The following is a 16,515-nucleotide window of genomic DNA, read 5'->3' as shown; positions in this document are numbered from 1 at the left end:
ATATCCTTATCTGTTATACTCCACCCGCGTTTGAACTCCGCATTGCTGTTCAGGTGCGGGTGTTTTATTCTCAGCATATTTGGAAGGAGATACCCCGAACATGTCCATGAAATGCTTGCGGAACGTAGGTAAGTCATTGAAGCCTACCCGTTCGGCAACTTCCGTGACCGACAGGCTGGTTTCCATCAATAGGAAAGCGGCTTGCGTCATACGTATGTGGCGAATCAGCTCTACGGCAGAAAGGTCGGTGTGCTGTTTCAGCTTGCGGTAAAGCGTAGCCTGACTCATGTGTAACTCTCCGGCCAGTACTTTGACGTTGAATTCGGGATTGTTTGCGTTGCTCTCGATACACGACAGCACTTTTTGCATGAACTCACTTTCTGTTCTTTCGGGTTGCTCTGCTGATACGGTAGAAGTATGTAACAATGTGCGGGTATAGATTTGTTTAAGACGGCATCGCATATCAAGCAAATGAGCCACTTTAGCCAACAATATTTCCGGATTAAATGGTTTACGCACATAGTCATCAGCTCCGCGGTAAGAAGCCTCCACGCTGTCCTTGTCTTCCGCTTTAGCCGTAAGCAGCAGAATGGGAATGTGGGCTGTTTCTTTCCGTTTGCGCAATGCGGCACAGCAGGTAAAGCCGTCCATAACGGGCATCATCACATCCGACAGAACCAGATCTGGCACTTGTTTTACTGCCATTTTCAGTCCTTCTTCTCCATTCTCCGCTTCAAGTATCCGGTAATGTTTCTTCATCAGGTCTCGCAGATAATTGCGCATATCCGTATTATCTTCTATAATGAGTACTGTTTGACGGGCGGCGGTATGTCCTTCTTCCGTTGTCTGTGGTATCTTTTCCGCTTTTTGCAGCAACATCAGGTTTGGAATACTTTCTCTGACCGTCTCCTCATCGTTTGTCTCGGAGGTTTCATCCCATGTACAGTCGTCTTCTTCAAAATGAGATTTCCCTTCGGGGAGATACACAAAAAACGAAGTACCTTGTTCCGGTTTACTCTCCACGTTTATCCGTCCGTGATGCATTTCTACGATATGTTTTACGATTTTTAGACCTATTCCCATGCGAGTGGACATTGACGGGTCTGTATCGCCGGTCACAAAAGGTTCAAAGATATGCTGCAACAGCCCGGCATCTATTCCTTTTCCGGTATCAGTCACTGAAATACAGCAGAAGAATTTCTGATCGAATTCTTTCCTTTCTACTGAAAGGCTTATTTTCCCTCCTTCAGGCGTATATTTGAAGGCATTGGAAATCAGGTTTTGAATGACTAACGACAGTTTCTCCCGGTCGGCCCATATCGTGACATGCTCCGAACCGTGCATCCATCCATACATTATATGATGTTCGGCAGCTAACGAGTGAAAGCCTTCGGATACGTCTTTCATTAAGGACAGAACGTCTATCTTAGATAAACGTAACTTTACCATGCCTGCTTCTGCTTTTTGAATGTACAGCAGGCGGTCGGTCAGAGTATGTAATCCTTCGGCATACTTGAACATAATGGATAAACGTCCATAGAACGGATGTGTGGGCGAGATTCTGGAAAGTATCTCACGCAGCGGAGACAAGATAAGGGTAAGCGGTGTGCGCAACTCATGGGCAGCCATCGTAAAGAAGGCTTCACGCTCTTTGCGAAGTTCCATTTCCTTATTTCGTTCCATATTGACTGTAAATAACTCATGCTCCAGACGTAATTCATACTGTATCCGCTTTTGTTTTAGTCGTAGGCGGTGTACATATATTAATATGATACTGACCAGCCCTGTCGCAATGAGCAGACGGAACCAAAGAGTTTCGCTCCAGTGGGGAGCAATTATCACTGTCAGTGCACTGACATCACCTTCACTCTGATCTTGAAAAATAGTTTTTACCTGAAAAGTATAGCTACCGGCTGGCAGGCGGTCGTATGAGATTTTTTCTCCTTCATTGGCCATAATCCATTCCTTCTGATATGGGTACAAACGGAAAAGGTATTTCTGGAGTTTGGACAGATACAGCAAGTTGGTAAACGATAGTGAGAAATTGCGATTTTCATGCGTCAGATGCAATTTAGAGGTATAAAGCAACGACTGAGGCAATACCACTTGCCCATTAACATTTTGTCCGATTTGTACAGGGCTATGGTTCACTTCCAAGTCTGTGAAAATCACCCTTCCCTTTTCTTTTGGGTAATTAAAACGCAGGTCAGAAGGACGGAAATAAGTCAGCGTACTGTGATTTCCCCAAAAGAGAAAATTCTTTCCGAAAAATACGGAGCGGTTACTCCCTGAAATATAATAATTGTAAAACGATTGCAAATGGCGGCTCAGGCGGGAAATTCCGGAATTGGAACCCACCCAAAGAGAATGGTCACTGTCTTCAACCAATGCAGTTACGAAATTGCTGCACAAACCTTGAGTGGTAGTGTAACAGGTCAGGATGCTGTCTCCTTCCGGGGAATAGGATGCCAAACCATTTCCTGCATATCCCACCCACAATTTTTTGTCTTTTCCCCATAACAAGGCACGGACTTCAATCTCAGTGTCCGGCATACCAGCTTTTGCTTCATATCCGGCATGTGTCTGTAATACCTTGTTGCCACTCAGCCAAAGGCGCAACAATCCTCTGCCGGTTCCTAACCATAAGGTTTGATCATCTCCTGCAACTAATGTACGTACCTGTATATGATCTGGAATTTGTGGATTATTCCAGCTGATGTGCCTTGAAGTTCCTTGTCGAAAATCTACCCAATACAGTCCATTGCTGGTACCTGCCCAGCATTGATCATCCGTAACCATAAGCAAATTCCATATCACAGGAGAAGGCTGTTTTTGGGTATATCAATTCGCATATCATCCCACTGTTGATTCTTTCCGTAACGGAATATCCTTCCGTCTTTAGTACCAAACCAAAGACTTCCATTCTTATTTAAGGAGCTACAAATGGCAGTTTTCAGTTGGGGAATATGGGGACCAAACGATTCAAACGACAACGGATGTGTCACATCAAAAGGTTGTGTGCTACGTAAGACACCTTTATGAAAAGTAGCCAGCCAGATGTAACCATCACTATCCATTTGGATGCCACAAATCTCATTTGAACGTTTTTGGGCATATTGATGATAAAACGACTGGCGCAAGTCAGAAAATAATACTCCTCCTCCTTCTGTGCCAATCCACAGTAGTCCTTCTTTATCGTAGTAACCCGAAATCATACGGGTTTCGAAATATTGTTTCCCATTATGAAGGAAGGAGTGGAAGTCTCGCAACTCGATTTCCCGTTCTGAAGTAAGACTCAATAGCGTATATCCATTCCAAGTTACAGCCAAGTATTGGGCATTACCTATCGGAAGCAAACGAAATACATCGTTATGAGATAATTGGTTTTCCGTCTTTTCTGAAATATATTGCCAATGGTGTAATTTCCCGTTTGTCAAGTCATAACCATACAATCCGTCGCCTACAGTAGAAATCCAAATAAACGAATTGTCGTTCAGCAAAGAAGATACCCACCAGCTGGAAGGTAACTGCCCGTCGCAGACCTTCTGCAATTTCCTTTGTCCGGGTGTAAAACGATAGATTGTTCCCTTCTTGCTTGCACAATATAGCATTTTGCCATCTTCTCCCGTGCACAACACTGTGAACGAATCGTTTTGCAAATTTTTCGCCACATGACGTACAGAAACAAATGCAGTATCCTTTGCAAGGGGAAATGGAAACGTTATCTTTGACAGCTCATTGGAAAATACTCCCCAGCAACTACCATTGGGAGCTGCTATAAAGTCAGAGAACATAATAGGTTGCTTGCTCACAGAATCGCATACGGGAAGGAAGCGTTCGTATTTCTTGTTGAACAGAAACAAATTCTGTTCTGAGCGGATAAGCAAGTAATCTCTATTCAGCGATACCACTTTGTCAATTCTTCGGTAAGAGCTCTCTGATATCCGGAATATTTTAAAAGTACGTCCGTCGTAACGGTTCAGTCCGCCTCCCGTTCCAAACCACATGAATCCTTCGGTATCTTTTGCTACGGAATGGATGTCATTGTCAGATAATCCGTCATTCACATTCAAAACCTGAAAATCTTTTTCAGAAAGCACTTGTGCTTTTATCAAAAAAAAGCGAAGAAATACAAAGAAAAATACAATAAGTCTAGAGTCTATGTTTTTCATACTTGAATCAAGATGTCTATTTTGTCGCAAAGGAACAAAAAAAATATCTAAAAAGTCGGAATACTAGTGAAAAAACGGTTTTTATTCGCAAACTGAGAAGAATACCGACTGTTAATGCAATGTTTACCCACTGCCTCCGAGAAGTTTATTTCGGAGATTTGTGACAAAACAAATACTTCTTTATTATCAATTAAACTAATACTTAAAATCATGAGTCGTATGAAAACACAATTCATTTCTCTGCTCATAGCTTTGCTGGCAGGGCTTTTGCCGCTGTATGCGCAACAAATGAGCATCTCCGGAATTGTTACAGACAAAAAACTGAATGAACCCATCATTGGGGCTTCAGTGGTAATTAAAGGAACCAGTAATGGTTGTATCACTGATTTGGATGGAAACTTCCAGCTTAGCAATGTAGCTGTTGGAAGTACATTAGTAGTATCCTATATTGGCTATCAAACTCAGGAAGTATCTGTACAAAAAGGAAAGACTTCCTATCCGGTGGTTTTATCGGAAGATACTCAGGCACTCGATGAAGTAGTTGTAGTAGGTTTCGGTACGCAGAAAAAAGTAAATCTGACCGGTGCCGTGGCGTCAGTAGACAACAAAAAGTTGGAGTCTCGTCCTGTAACTTCTGTAGGTCAGGCTTTGCAGGGAGTAGTTCCGGGACTGAATGTCAGTACTCCTGATGCCGGAGGTAAACTGGATGCCAATCCTTCTTTTAATATCCGTGGTACAGGGAATTTAGGGACAGGTTCCAGTGCTTCTCCCCTCGTATTGATTGACGGTGTGGCAGGTGATTTGAACTCATTGAATCCGCAGGATATAGATAACATTTCGGTCTTGATGGATGCAGCTTCTGCTGCGATCTATGGTTCTCGTGCTCCGTTCGGTGTTATTTTAGTTACTACCAAAAAAGGTAAACAGGGTAAGACGAGTATTTCATATTCTAACAATCTGCGTTGGTCTCGTCCGACCAATATCCCCGACATGCTAGACGCTTATACATTTGCGCAGTATTTCAACCGTGCTATTGACAATACCGGTTCTGGTGAAGCGCATTTTTTCTCGGATATTACCATGGAACGTATCCAGCAGTATATGCGCGGTGAGATAACCACTACTGCAGACCCATCTCTTTCACAAAACGGAAACTGTTTTGCCTTTAATCAGAACTCTAATGACAATCAAAACTGGCCTCGTAACTTCATTGACAAGACCGCTTTCGGACAAGAACATAACATCAGTTTGTCTGGTGGTAATGAGAAAATACAATACTATGTATCAGGTGCATTCTTGAGTCAGGACGGACAAATGAACTACGCAAACGATAACAAGAAACGTTACAATGCTAGCGCCCGTATCAGTACTGAAATTACCAAGTGGATGCGCTTGGAATTCAACAGCCGTTTCATTCGTGAAGACATTGGTATGCCGACTTTCTTGAAGCTGTATGGCGATCGTTTCTTCTCAGAAACAACCAAACTTCATCCTAATATGCCGCTTTACGATAACAATGGTCACTATACCCGTAACCCGAAATTGATGCAACTGACTTCCGGTGGGCGTTCCAATACGCAAGATGATACTTACTTCACACAAGGTAGTCTGATTCTTACTCCGATGAAGGGATTGACCATTCACGGCGACTTGGCTTTGCGCACAGGTAGCTTCGAACATTTATACAATGTAGCCAGAGTATATCTTTATGACAAAGACAACAATCCCATTCCTGAGCAGTGGCTTGGCGGAGATGCTGACTTGGCAGCCGGAAAAACATGGGCTTATAGCGAACAACAGCGTGAAACAATGATTACTTCTTCACTCTATGCTGATTATAGCTTCAATTTCCTTGAAAAACATAATTTTAAAGTAATGCTCGGTATAAATAGTGAAAGTTTCCGCTACAATAATGTTTGGGCTAAGCGTTCGGATGTAATGAACGACAATAATCCCGATGTTAATACTTCTACCGGAACACAAAGCAACGGTGCTTATCGTGGAGAATGGTCTTCTTTAGGTTATTTCGGACGTTTGAACTACGACTTTGACGGACGTTATCTGTTTGAATTCAATATTCGTCGTGATGGTTCTTCTCGTTTTCGCGCAGACAATCGTTGGGCTACTTTCCCGTCTGTATCTGTAGGCTGGAATATTGCACGTGAATCTTTTTGGGAACCTTTAAGCAAATGGGTTAATACTTTGAAACCCCGCTTCTCTTACGGTAGTCTCGGTAACCAGAATACTAATTCCTACTATCCTACTTATGCTATTCAGAATGTAACTGTAGGTAGCCCTGATGCAGGTGGACGCTGGCTGCTTGATATGGCCAATAAATCAAATATTGCAAGCACTCCGGGATTAGTAAGTTCTTTGCTGACATGGGAACGTGTGTACAGTTATAACTATGGTGTAGACTTTGGTGCTTTCAATAATCGTTTAAGCGGTTACTTCAACTTCTTTATCCGTGATACGAAAGACATGGTAGGGCCGGCACAGGAAATTTCTCCAATAGTAGGTGCGGATGCTCCTAAACGGAACAATACATCTTTGCGTACCAAAGGATGGGAACTTCAATTGAACTGGCAGGATCGCATTGGTGAATTTAATTACAATGTAGCGTTCAATCTTTCAGATTCACGTACCAAAATTACGGAATATCCGAATGCCAGCAAATCACTCTCCACTTATTACACTGGCCAGTATTTGGGAGAAATGTGGGGATATGAATCTATTGGCATGGCCAAGACAGACGAAGAAATGGCTAAGCATTTGGAGGAAGTAGACCAAAACACCATTCCTAATATTACCCTTGCCGCTTCCGGATGGAAGGCCGGTGACATGATGTATGCCGATTTGGATGGTGATGGAAAAATTACAAACGGAGAAAATACAGTGGACAATCCGGGAGACCTTAAAGTAATCGGTAACAGTACTCCACGTTTCCGTTTTGGTTTGAATATTGGTGCTGAATGGAAAGGTTTTGATCTGAGTATTTTTTTCCAAGGCGTAGCTAAGCGTGATTATTTATTAAGTGGCATGATATTTTGGGGAATAAACGGTGATGCATGGTCTTCTACTGGTTACAAGGAACATTGGGATTTCTTCCGTCCAGAAGGTGACCCGTTGGGAGCAAATACCAATGCATATTATCCGCGTCCTCTTTGGAGATCTAACCAGAATCGCCAAAGTCAGTCTCAGTTCGTACAGAATGCAGCCTATATCCGTTTGAAGAATTTGCAAATCGGTTATACCCTGCCTAAAGCATGGACAAATAAAGTTGGATTGGAACGTGTCAGAGTATTCTTCTCTGGTGACAACTTGTGGACGGGTACTTCCATTAATAAAAATTTCGATCCGGAGGCATTATATCAGAACGGTATGACTTACCCGTTGAGTCGTACACTCTCTTGTGGCGTAAATGTAACCTTATAAAACCAATAAAAGCATCTATGATTATGAAACTAAAATATATATTTTTATTTTCGGCTACTTTGCTGATGGGAGCTTCCTGCTCTGACTTTTTGGATAAAGCACCTATTTCAGATAATGTAGATGGTAACTTCTTTACTGCAGAAAACCAGTTGGAACCTTATTGTAACAATATGTACGGCTTATTGCCCGATCATGGTACAGGTACAGGTACTTTCGGATACTTTACTACTGATAATAATAGTGACAATATGACGACAGTCAATCAGGTAGATAATTTCCTTCCCCAGCGTGTTCAAGTACCTTCCAGTGGTAGTTATGGTGGTTTTGCCAACATTCGTAACTGTAACCTTTTTTTAGAACGTACTGAAGAGAATATAAAAAACGGTACATTGACTTCAAGTGACAACGTGATGCATTATATAGGTGAGATGTACTTCTTCCGTGCCTATGCTTACTTCAATTTGCTGAAGGCATACGGTGATCTTCCTATTTTAACTGAAGTGCTGAACGATGGTGACTATGCAGCCAATGTGGAAGCCAACAAACGCAAACCGCGTAACGAGGTAGCTCGCTTTATCTTAAGCGATTTGGATAATGCCATTGAGCGGTTATATCCCAAGACAGAAGCATTTACGGCACATCGCTTGAACCGTGAATGTGCTTTATTGTTCAAATCACGGGTGGCTTTATATGAAGCTACATGGGAAAAATATCATGCAGGTACAGCACGTGTTCCGGGTGGACCGGGATGGCCGGGTGATGCTGCTTCTTTTCATACCGATATGAATAAAGAAATAGAATTCTTCTTAGACGAAGCCATCAAATCCGCCAAAGAAGTAGGGCTTGCTTCTTCATTAGTGCAGGATTATGCCAGCTTGTATAATCAAACCGATCTTTCGGGAGAACGTAACGAAGTTTTGTTATGGCGTATGTATAGCGAAGATGCCAAAGTACAGAATCAGGTAGTAGGAGCCACTCACGGATATGGTGCCATTGACGTGACGACAGGGACTGGAGATGATGCCCGAATAGACACTTACATTTTCGTACATGGTGACAATACCGGGTTTACCCGGTCGTTGGTAGACAGTTATCTGATGGATAACGGTCTGCCCATTTATGCAGCTGGCAATTACTATCAGGGTGACAAGAGCTTAGAGAGTACCATGAAAAACCGTGACCCACGTTTGGTAAGTTCTGTTGCAAAACCGGGTGACAAACTCATCACCTCCAACGGGAAAGACATTATGTATCAGTTTCCCGGATTGATTGCTGCCAGTGGTATCCGCGTAACCAGTACTGGTTATATTCCACGTAAAGGCTGGATGGACAACGACGTGACCTATAACAGCGCCTATCCTTTGGCTCTGCCTATTTTCCGTGCTGCTGAGGCGTATCTGAACTATATCGAAGCCTATTATCTGAGATATAATACGCTGGAAGATGAAACGCTAAATAAGTTTTGGACAGAACTGCGTACCCGTGCTGGCGTAGATGCAGATTATAAAAAGACCATTGAAGCTACCGATTTGACTAAAGAAATCGACTTGGCACGTTATTCAGGTACCGAGTTGGTAGACAAGACACTCTACAACATTCGTCGCGAGCGTCGCAGTGAGTTTATTGCCGAAGGTATGCGTAAGGACGATTTGTATCGTTGGCGTGCATTAGACATGATGCAGAACTATTGGATGGAAGGAATGAACTACTGGGAAGAATTCCATACCAAGTTTGAAGATGCTTGTACAGCTTGTAAACTTGACTATACAGCTCCCAATGAAGCATCCGTTAGTAAATATCTGCGGCCGCAAGGTAAAAACGAACTGGTAAAGAAGTATAACGGATATTGTTTTGAACAAGCTAACTATCTTTCTCCTTTGTCATACGATGTATTCCGTATGTCTACTCCTGAAGAAGGTGGAGACGTTTCTACTTCTGTAGTTTATCAGAATCCGGGATGGCCTGTGAAAGCTGGTAGCTTTGCTAACCAATAATAATAGAACTCTTTTTAATCTATTATAAATGAGGCGTGCCAAAGATGGGGAAATACTTAATCGGAAAATTTAAGCAGGTTCTAAGTATTTTTCCTATCTTTGGTACGTCTCTTTTTTTTACATTAGAAACTGAAATCATAAATTAAATAGAAATTTGGTTCTTCCTTAATATGAAGCTGATACAATTCGTTTATACCTCTGCTTTGGGTGTTGTATTTCCGCTTTCGGTATGTTCCCAACCGGAATCCAAGCCTTTGCGTCCCAATCTGGTTTTTATTATGGCCGATCAGTTCAGGGGCGATGCCATGGGATGTATGGGAAAGGAACCTGTGCAAACACCGAACCTTGACCGTCTGGCTTCCGAAGGTATTCTTTTCACTAATGCCGTAAGCAGCTATCCGGTATCTTCGCCTGCGCGAGCCATGCTGATGACGGGGATGTATCCGACTGCCAACGGAGTGACGGGTAACTGCAACTCACAGCACACCCCTTACGGTGTGGAGCTTTCGGAAGATGCTGTCTGTTGGAGTGATGTACTGAAGAAAGAAGGTTATCGCACCGCTTACATCGGTAAATGGCATCTCGATGCCCCTCATCGGCCGTATGTGGATACTTATAACAATCGGGGAGAGATAGCTTGGAACGAATGGTGTCCGCCCGAACGCCGGCATGGTTTCGACAAATGGATTGCTTACGGTACTTACGACAATCATCTGAGACCTATGTATTGGGATACGGAGGCCGGACGAGAGGAGTTTTACTATGTTAACCAGTGGGGACCGGCTTACGAGGCCGATCGCGCCATCGAATTTATCCGTTCTGAAGGCACACTTCCTGACCGTCCCTTTGCTTTGGTGGTATCCATGAATCCCCCGCATACGGGTTATGAGTTAGTGCCCGAATCGTATAAGCGGTTGTATGATTCGATTGATGTGGAGGCATTGGCCCGACAGTTGCCTTACATTCCGGAAAAGGGCACGCCCAAAGGCGATTATTTCCGTGAAAACATCCGCAATTACTACGCTTGTATCACCGGGGTGGATGAACACGTAGGACGTATTATCCAAGCTTTGAAAGATTGCGGTATATATGACAATACCATTATCATTTTTACTTCCGACCACGGTGTATGTATGGGCGGACACGGAGTGGAAGGCAAGGACGTATTTTACGAGGAATCTATGCGTATTCCTATGATTTGTTGCTGGAAGAACAAGCTGCATCCGCAGAAAAGCAATCTGCCTGTGGCGTTTGCCGATCTGTATCCAACCCTGCTTTCGTTGATGGGAATGGAGGCACAGATACCGGCCTGCGTGCAGACACGAAACTGGAAACGACTGCTGCTGGATGAAGAAATTCAGACGCCTGAAGATGCTTTCCAACCTTATTACTACTGCATACCTTCGGATTCCACTTCCGGAAGACGCGGTATTCGAACCTCCCGCTACACGTATGTGACGGAGGTGGAAGAGGGTCGGCCCGTGCGTGTATGGTTGTATGACCGACTTCGTGACCCGAACCAGTTACATAACATTGCGGAAAGCCAACCGGCTCTTTGTGATTCGCTGAAACGAACTCTTTCCTCATGGCTCGAACAGACCCATGACTCATTTGCAAAATACTTGAAACAATGAATATGAAAAAGACATTATTGACTCTGCTGACATTGTTCGCCTTCTGTGCGACAACTATCGTTGCCCGAAATACCGACCATGAGGGGCCCTGTCCGGCTCCCCATCAGCTTAAATGGCATGAAGCCGAACTGGGGGTGGTATTCCATTATGACCTGCACGTGTTCGACGGACTGGTGTATGGACAAGGCAACAACCGTATCAACCCGATTGAAGATTATAACATTTTCCATCCCGACCGGCTCGACACCGACCAGTGGATAAAATCGGCTAAGGCTGCCGGAGCCAAGTTTGCCATTCTCACGGCTACCCACGAAACCGGATTCGGGCTGTGGCAGAGTGACGTAAATCCCTACTGCATGAAAGCATTGAAATGGCGCGACGGAAAGGGAGACATCGTGCGTGACTTTGTGAACTCCTGCCGCAAGTACGGCTTACAGCCGGGCATTTACATCGGTATCCGCTGGAACTCTCTGTTAGGTATCCATAACTTCAAGGCAGAAGGTGAAGGTGAGTTTGCCCGTAACCGTCAGGAGTGGTACAAACACTTGTGTGAAAAGATGGTGACAGAACTCTGTACCCGCTACGGAGACCTTTTCATGATTTGGTTTGACGGCGGTGCCGACGATCCGAAGGGGATGGGCCCCGATGTGGAACCCATCGTCAACAAATACCAGCCTGAATGTCTGTTCTATCATAATGTAAACCGCGCCGACCTCCGCTGGGGTGGTTCGGAAAGCGGTACCGTGGGTTATCCCTGCTGGTCGAGCTTTCCTTATCCGTACAGCCACAGTAATGCTACCGATGGAGTGGCCGACCATAACAAGTTGTTGGCACACGGTGACCCTGACGGTAAGTTTTGGGTGCCCGCTATGGCCGATGCGCCCCTGCGCGGATACAACGGGCGGCACGAATGGTTTTGGGAACCGGGTGATGATGACAAGGCCGTTTATCCGCTGGAAAACTTGATGGAGATGTACGAAAAGTCAGTAGGTCGCAACGCTACGCTGATGATAGGTCTTACTCCTAACCCCGACGGACTGATTCCGGAAGGAGACGTACGCCGCCTGCAAGAATGGGGAGCTGAAATATCCCGCCGCTTTGGTCAGCCGCTGGCGCAGACTTCGGCCACGGGCAAAAAGAAAGTGTCGCTTTCAGTCAGCAAGGTACAGCCTGTGAATTACTATCAGATTCAGGAAGACATTACCGGCGGAGAACGTATCCGTGCTTACCGGGTAGAAGCTCTGGTGAATGGCAAGTGGACCACCGTGGCAAAAGGTACTTCCGTAGGGCACAAGCGCATTGAATCCTTTCCTGCCGTAGAATCCAAATCCTTTCGTCTGGTGGTGGAACAGTGTACGGCGGAACCTCTCATCCGAAATTTCAGCATTTATCATGTAAACTCTAAATAGAAACACAGATACCATGAATAAAAAATTATTGGCACTTCTTGGAATAGCTCCCGTGCTTTCTCCATTACATGCCCTGACCGGTGAATGCCCCGATTCGCGTCCGAACATCATTTTCTTTTTGGTGGACGATATGGGATGGCAGGACACTTCGCTTCCTTTCTGGACGGAGAAGACAATGTATAATGAACGTTACGAAACACCTAACATGGAGCGTCTGGCCCGTCAGGGAATGATGTTTACGCAAGCTTACGCTTCGAGCATCAGTTCTCCCACCCGCTGCAGCTTGATGACGGGAGCTAATGCTGCCCGTCACCGCGTGACTAACTGGACTTTGCAGAAAGACAAGACCACCGATGCCTCAAGCGATGTGCTGCAACTGCCTGACTGGAATTACAACGGTATTGCTCAAGTAGAAGGCACGAACCATACTTTTGTAGCCAAATCGTTTGTGCAATACCTGAAAGACAGCGGCTATCATACGATTCATTGCGGAAAGGCGCATTGGGGAGCTATCGACACTCCGGGAGAAAACCCCTGCCACTTCGGTTTTGAAACGAACATTGCCGGACATGCGGCAGGCGGACTGGCAACTTACCTGAGCGAACAGAGTTACGGACACGATGAGAAAGGCAATCCCACCTCGTTAATGTCGGTGCCGGGACTGGAGAAATACTGGAAAACGGGTACTTTCATCACCGAAGCACTGACAAAAGAAGCCTTGAAAGCTCTTGACAAGGCCAAGAAATATAATCAGCCGTTCTATCTCTATATGTCTCACTATGCCATCCACATCCCGATTGACAAGGACATGCGCTTTTATGACAAGTACAAGAAAAAAGGCATGTCGGATAAGGAAGCTGCCTATGCTTCCCTCATCGAAGGCATGGACAAGAGTCTGGGCGACATCATGGATTGGCTGGAAAAGAACGGGGAGGCTGACAATACCATCATTCTGTTCTGCGGTGACAACGGAGGATATGCCACCGGCAGAGAATGGAGGGACGAGCCGCTCTATACGCAGAATGCACCTCTTACCTGCGGGAAAGGTTCGGCTTACGAAGGCGGTATCCGCGAACCGATGATTGTGAGCTGGCCGGGCGTGACACAACCCAACACCCGCTGCGACAAATATGTTATCGTGGAAGACTATTTTCCCAGTATTCTCGAAATGGCGGGTATTACCGACTGGAAGGCACCGCAGACCGTGGACGGCGTGAGCTTTGTTCCTTTGCTTAAGCAGACCGGCGATCCGTCGGAGGGCAGAAGCCTCTATTGGAACTGTCCAAACTTGTGGGGAGAACGAGGACCGGGCATCGGAGCCACCTGCACCGTGCGTCAGGGAAAATGGAAACTGATTTATTTCTATGAAACGGGTAAGAAAGAACTGTATGATATTCCAGCCGACATTAGCGAGAAGCATAATCTTGCCGATCGTTATCCGGAAGTGGTGAAATCTCTTTCAGCCAACCTCGGCGAGTTTCTCCGCAGTTCGGGTGCACAGCGTCCTTCATTCAAAAAAACCGGAAAGCCCTGTCCTTGGCCGGACGAAATATGACCTTGTAGAAAACGTGCTTGCGCTTGGTTTTATGCGTAAGTACATTTCCAAACACACCAAAAACGCTACCCATAGAGTGGCTGAGTCTTTCGAATAGAATTACCTGATTCTACCGCAAGAGTTGGTCAACACTAACGGTAGCGTTTTTCGGTATAAAAGAAAACATTGATATTCGCCGGAAAACTTTTATCTTTGCGTCTGACAAAACGCAATAATCATGGGTAAGCAAAGTGACAAATATGTGTGGATATTGGCGGGTGTCTGTATCCTTTCGTTATTTCTTTTTCTTGGCGAATCGCTGTTCAATACGCGGGGCGAACCGCGGGAGGCGATAGTTGCCTACTCGATGCTGGACAAGGGGAACTGGATTCTTCCGGTGAACAACGGGGTGGATATGGCGTATAAACCGCCTTTGTTCCACTGGTGCATCGCGCTGATTTCTTCCATCGTGGGTGGCGTTACGGAGTACACGTCGCGTATGCCTTCGGCACTGTCGCTGATGGTAATGGTCATGGCGGGCTATGCTTTCTATGCCAAACGGCGGGGGAAGGAGCTTGCTTTCGTCATGGGACTGATTACGTTGACCAACTTCGAGGTTCATCGCGCAGGGACGAACTGTCGGGTGGATATGTTGTTGTCCGCACTCATGGTGTTGGCACTTTATCAGCTCTATAAATGGGGAGAAAAGCGTTTGCAGGGTGTTCCGTGGATAGGTATCCTCTGCCTGAGCGGGGCGTTCCTTACCAAAGGTCCGGTAGGAGCCGTGTTGCCTTGCTTGGTGGTAGCGGTCTTTTTATGGATTCGCGGCATGAAGTTTTGGCGAATCTTCTATTCTTTCTTCGGGGTATTCATTGCCTCGTGTGTGCTTCCGTTCGTATGGTACTGGGCGGCTTACCAGCAAGGAGGCGATAAATTCTTACAGTTGGTTTTGGAAGAAAACGTACTGCGTTTCCTCGGCAAGATGACGTACGAATCGCACGAAAATCCGGCGTATTACAACGTAATTACGGTAGTGGCGGGATATGTTCCTTATACCCTGTTGGTGCTGATATCTTTATTTGCACTGAAATATAAGAAGATACAGGGGAAGCCCCGCGAATGGTGGACGCGCTTCCGCACGTATATCCGACAGATGGACGACGCCCGGCTGTTTTCGCTGCTCAGCATCGTCCTCATCTTTGTGTTCTACTGCATCCCCAAGAGCAAACGCAGCGTGTACCTGCTGCCCATTTATCCGTTCATCGCTTACTTCTTGGCAGAATACATCCTTTACCTGCTGCGCGTGCGTCCGGTGGTGATAAAGGTTTTCGGCAGCATCATGGCTTCGCTGGCAATCATCCTGTTGGCGGTATTTTTCTCACTCCGTATGGGATGGATACCTGAAACCATTTTTTCAGGACGACATGCGGCAGAGAACGTTGCTTTCATGCGGGCGCTGGGAACGGTTCCTTTGGGATTTGTTTCCTACACCCTGATAGGAATCATGCTCATCGCCATCAAGTCTTTCTTCTCGACGATACGGAACACGAAATTCGACAACACAAGGCATTACGACGTTATAGTTCTGATATTCTCCATCTTCCTGCTGCTCGACGGACTGCTTACGCCTACCGTACTGAATGTCAAGTCGGACAAGCCGGTGGCGGAACAGATTGCATCGTTCGTACCAGAGGGTACTCTTTATGTTTACATGCCCAACCAAGTGAAAGGCAACCCGATGCGCCCGTTTACGGTGAACTTTTATTTAGGCGACCGCATCGTACCCTTTGAAGATTTCATGCCGGAGGAAGGTTACCTGATAATCGGAGAAGAGAACATCGGAACGTTTACCGAAAATTATGGAGGCTATCAGATAAAAGAGGTTTATAACAGCCATCACCGCAGTTGCGATGACCGCAAAACCATCTGTCTGTATCAGTTCAGAAAGGAATAAGCCATGAGAAACAAACAGTGGATAGGCGAAGCGGTGCGTTTCGGCATTGTGGGCGTGGGGGCGACCGCCCTGCATTACGGCATTTATTACCTCTTACAGCAGGTTATCAATGTAAACGTGGCTTATACGGTGGGTTATGCGGTTTCGTTTGTCGCCAATTTTTACGCCACGTCTTACTTTACGTTCGGCACGTCTCCTTCGTGGAAAAAACTGTTCGGTATGGGAGCTGCCCACGGTGTGAATTACCTGCTTCATATTCTGCTGCTGAATGTTTTTCTCTGGATGGGCATCCCGAAGGTGTGGGCGCCGTTTCCGGTGTTCGCTGTGGTCATCCCGGTAAACTTTCTGCTTGTGAGATTTGTATTTAAACGTAAATAAGATAC

Annotated in this window: 9 protein-coding genes; 7 read left to right on the top strand and 2 right to left on the bottom strand. The window is 45.6% G+C overall.

Translation table 11 applies throughout. From position 1 onward, the window contains the following. Positions 1-6: 6 nt before the first annotated feature. Both M3085_RS07825 and M3085_RS07820 read right to left on the bottom strand, forming a co-directional pair. Positions 7-2,817: an ATP-binding protein gene (locus M3085_RS07825; RefSeq protein WP_249052727.1), complete on the bottom strand. Its 2,811-nt coding sequence runs from the start codon at positions 2,815-2,817 to the stop codon at positions 7-9. Next, positions 2,814-4,067 carry a two-component regulator propeller domain-containing protein gene (locus M3085_RS07820; RefSeq protein WP_249052768.1) on the bottom strand — a complete coding sequence of 418 codons (1,254 nt, stop codon included), beginning with the start codon at positions 4,065-4,067 and terminating at the stop codon, positions 2,814-2,816. The genes M3085_RS07825 and M3085_RS07820 overlap by 4 nt, the downstream gene beginning before the upstream one ends. 324 nt (positions 4,068-4,391) lie before the next feature. On the opposite strand from M3085_RS07820, the gene M3085_RS07815 reads away from it, so the two are divergent. From M3085_RS07815 to M3085_RS07785, 7 genes are all read left to right on the top strand, one after another. Then, a complete protein-coding gene (locus tag M3085_RS07815) occupies positions 4,392-7,607 on the top strand; it encodes a SusC/RagA family TonB-linked outer membrane protein (RefSeq protein ID WP_249052726.1) in 3,216 nt (1,071 codons plus the stop codon). Positions 7,608-7,630: 23 nt separating this feature from the next. Further along, on the top strand, positions 7,631-9,601 hold the full coding sequence (locus M3085_RS07810) for a RagB/SusD family nutrient uptake outer membrane protein (protein ID WP_249052725.1): 1,971 nt from the start codon (positions 7,631-7,633) through the stop codon (positions 9,599-9,601). Positions 9,602-9,780: 179 nt separating this feature from the next. Further along, positions 9,781-11,235 carry a sulfatase gene (locus tag M3085_RS07805; protein ID WP_410554448.1) on the top strand — a complete coding sequence of 485 codons (1,455 nt, stop codon included), beginning with the start codon at positions 9,781-9,783 and terminating at the stop codon, positions 11,233-11,235. Continuing rightward, positions 11,232-12,644: an alpha-L-fucosidase gene (locus tag M3085_RS07800; RefSeq protein WP_410554417.1), complete on the top strand. Its 1,413-nt coding sequence runs from the start codon at positions 11,232-11,234 to the stop codon at positions 12,642-12,644. The genes M3085_RS07805 and M3085_RS07800 overlap by 4 nt, the downstream gene beginning before the upstream one ends. 13 nt (positions 12,645-12,657) lie before the next feature. Beyond that, a complete protein-coding gene (locus tag M3085_RS07795; RefSeq protein WP_249052720.1) occupies positions 12,658-14,199 on the top strand; it encodes a sulfatase in 1,542 nt (513 codons plus the stop codon). Between the two features lie 217 nt (positions 14,200-14,416). Then, positions 14,417-16,132: an ArnT family glycosyltransferase gene (locus M3085_RS07790; RefSeq protein WP_191710686.1), complete on the top strand. Its 1,716-nt coding sequence runs from the start codon at positions 14,417-14,419 to the stop codon at positions 16,130-16,132. Positions 16,133-16,135: 3 nt separating this feature from the next. Further along, a complete protein-coding gene (locus M3085_RS07785; RefSeq protein WP_178257527.1) occupies positions 16,136-16,510 on the top strand; it encodes a GtrA family protein in 375 nt (124 codons plus the stop codon). Positions 16,511-16,515 lie beyond the last annotated feature (5 nt).

The sequence above is a fragment of the Bacteroides caecicola genome (assembly GCF_023337095.1).
In the GTDB taxonomy this organism is placed as follows: domain Bacteria; phylum Bacteroidota; class Bacteroidia; order Bacteroidales; family Bacteroidaceae; genus Phocaeicola; species Phocaeicola gallinarum.
Note: the sequence above shows the minus strand (reverse complement) of the source record. Positions and strands in the feature narration are given on the sequence as shown.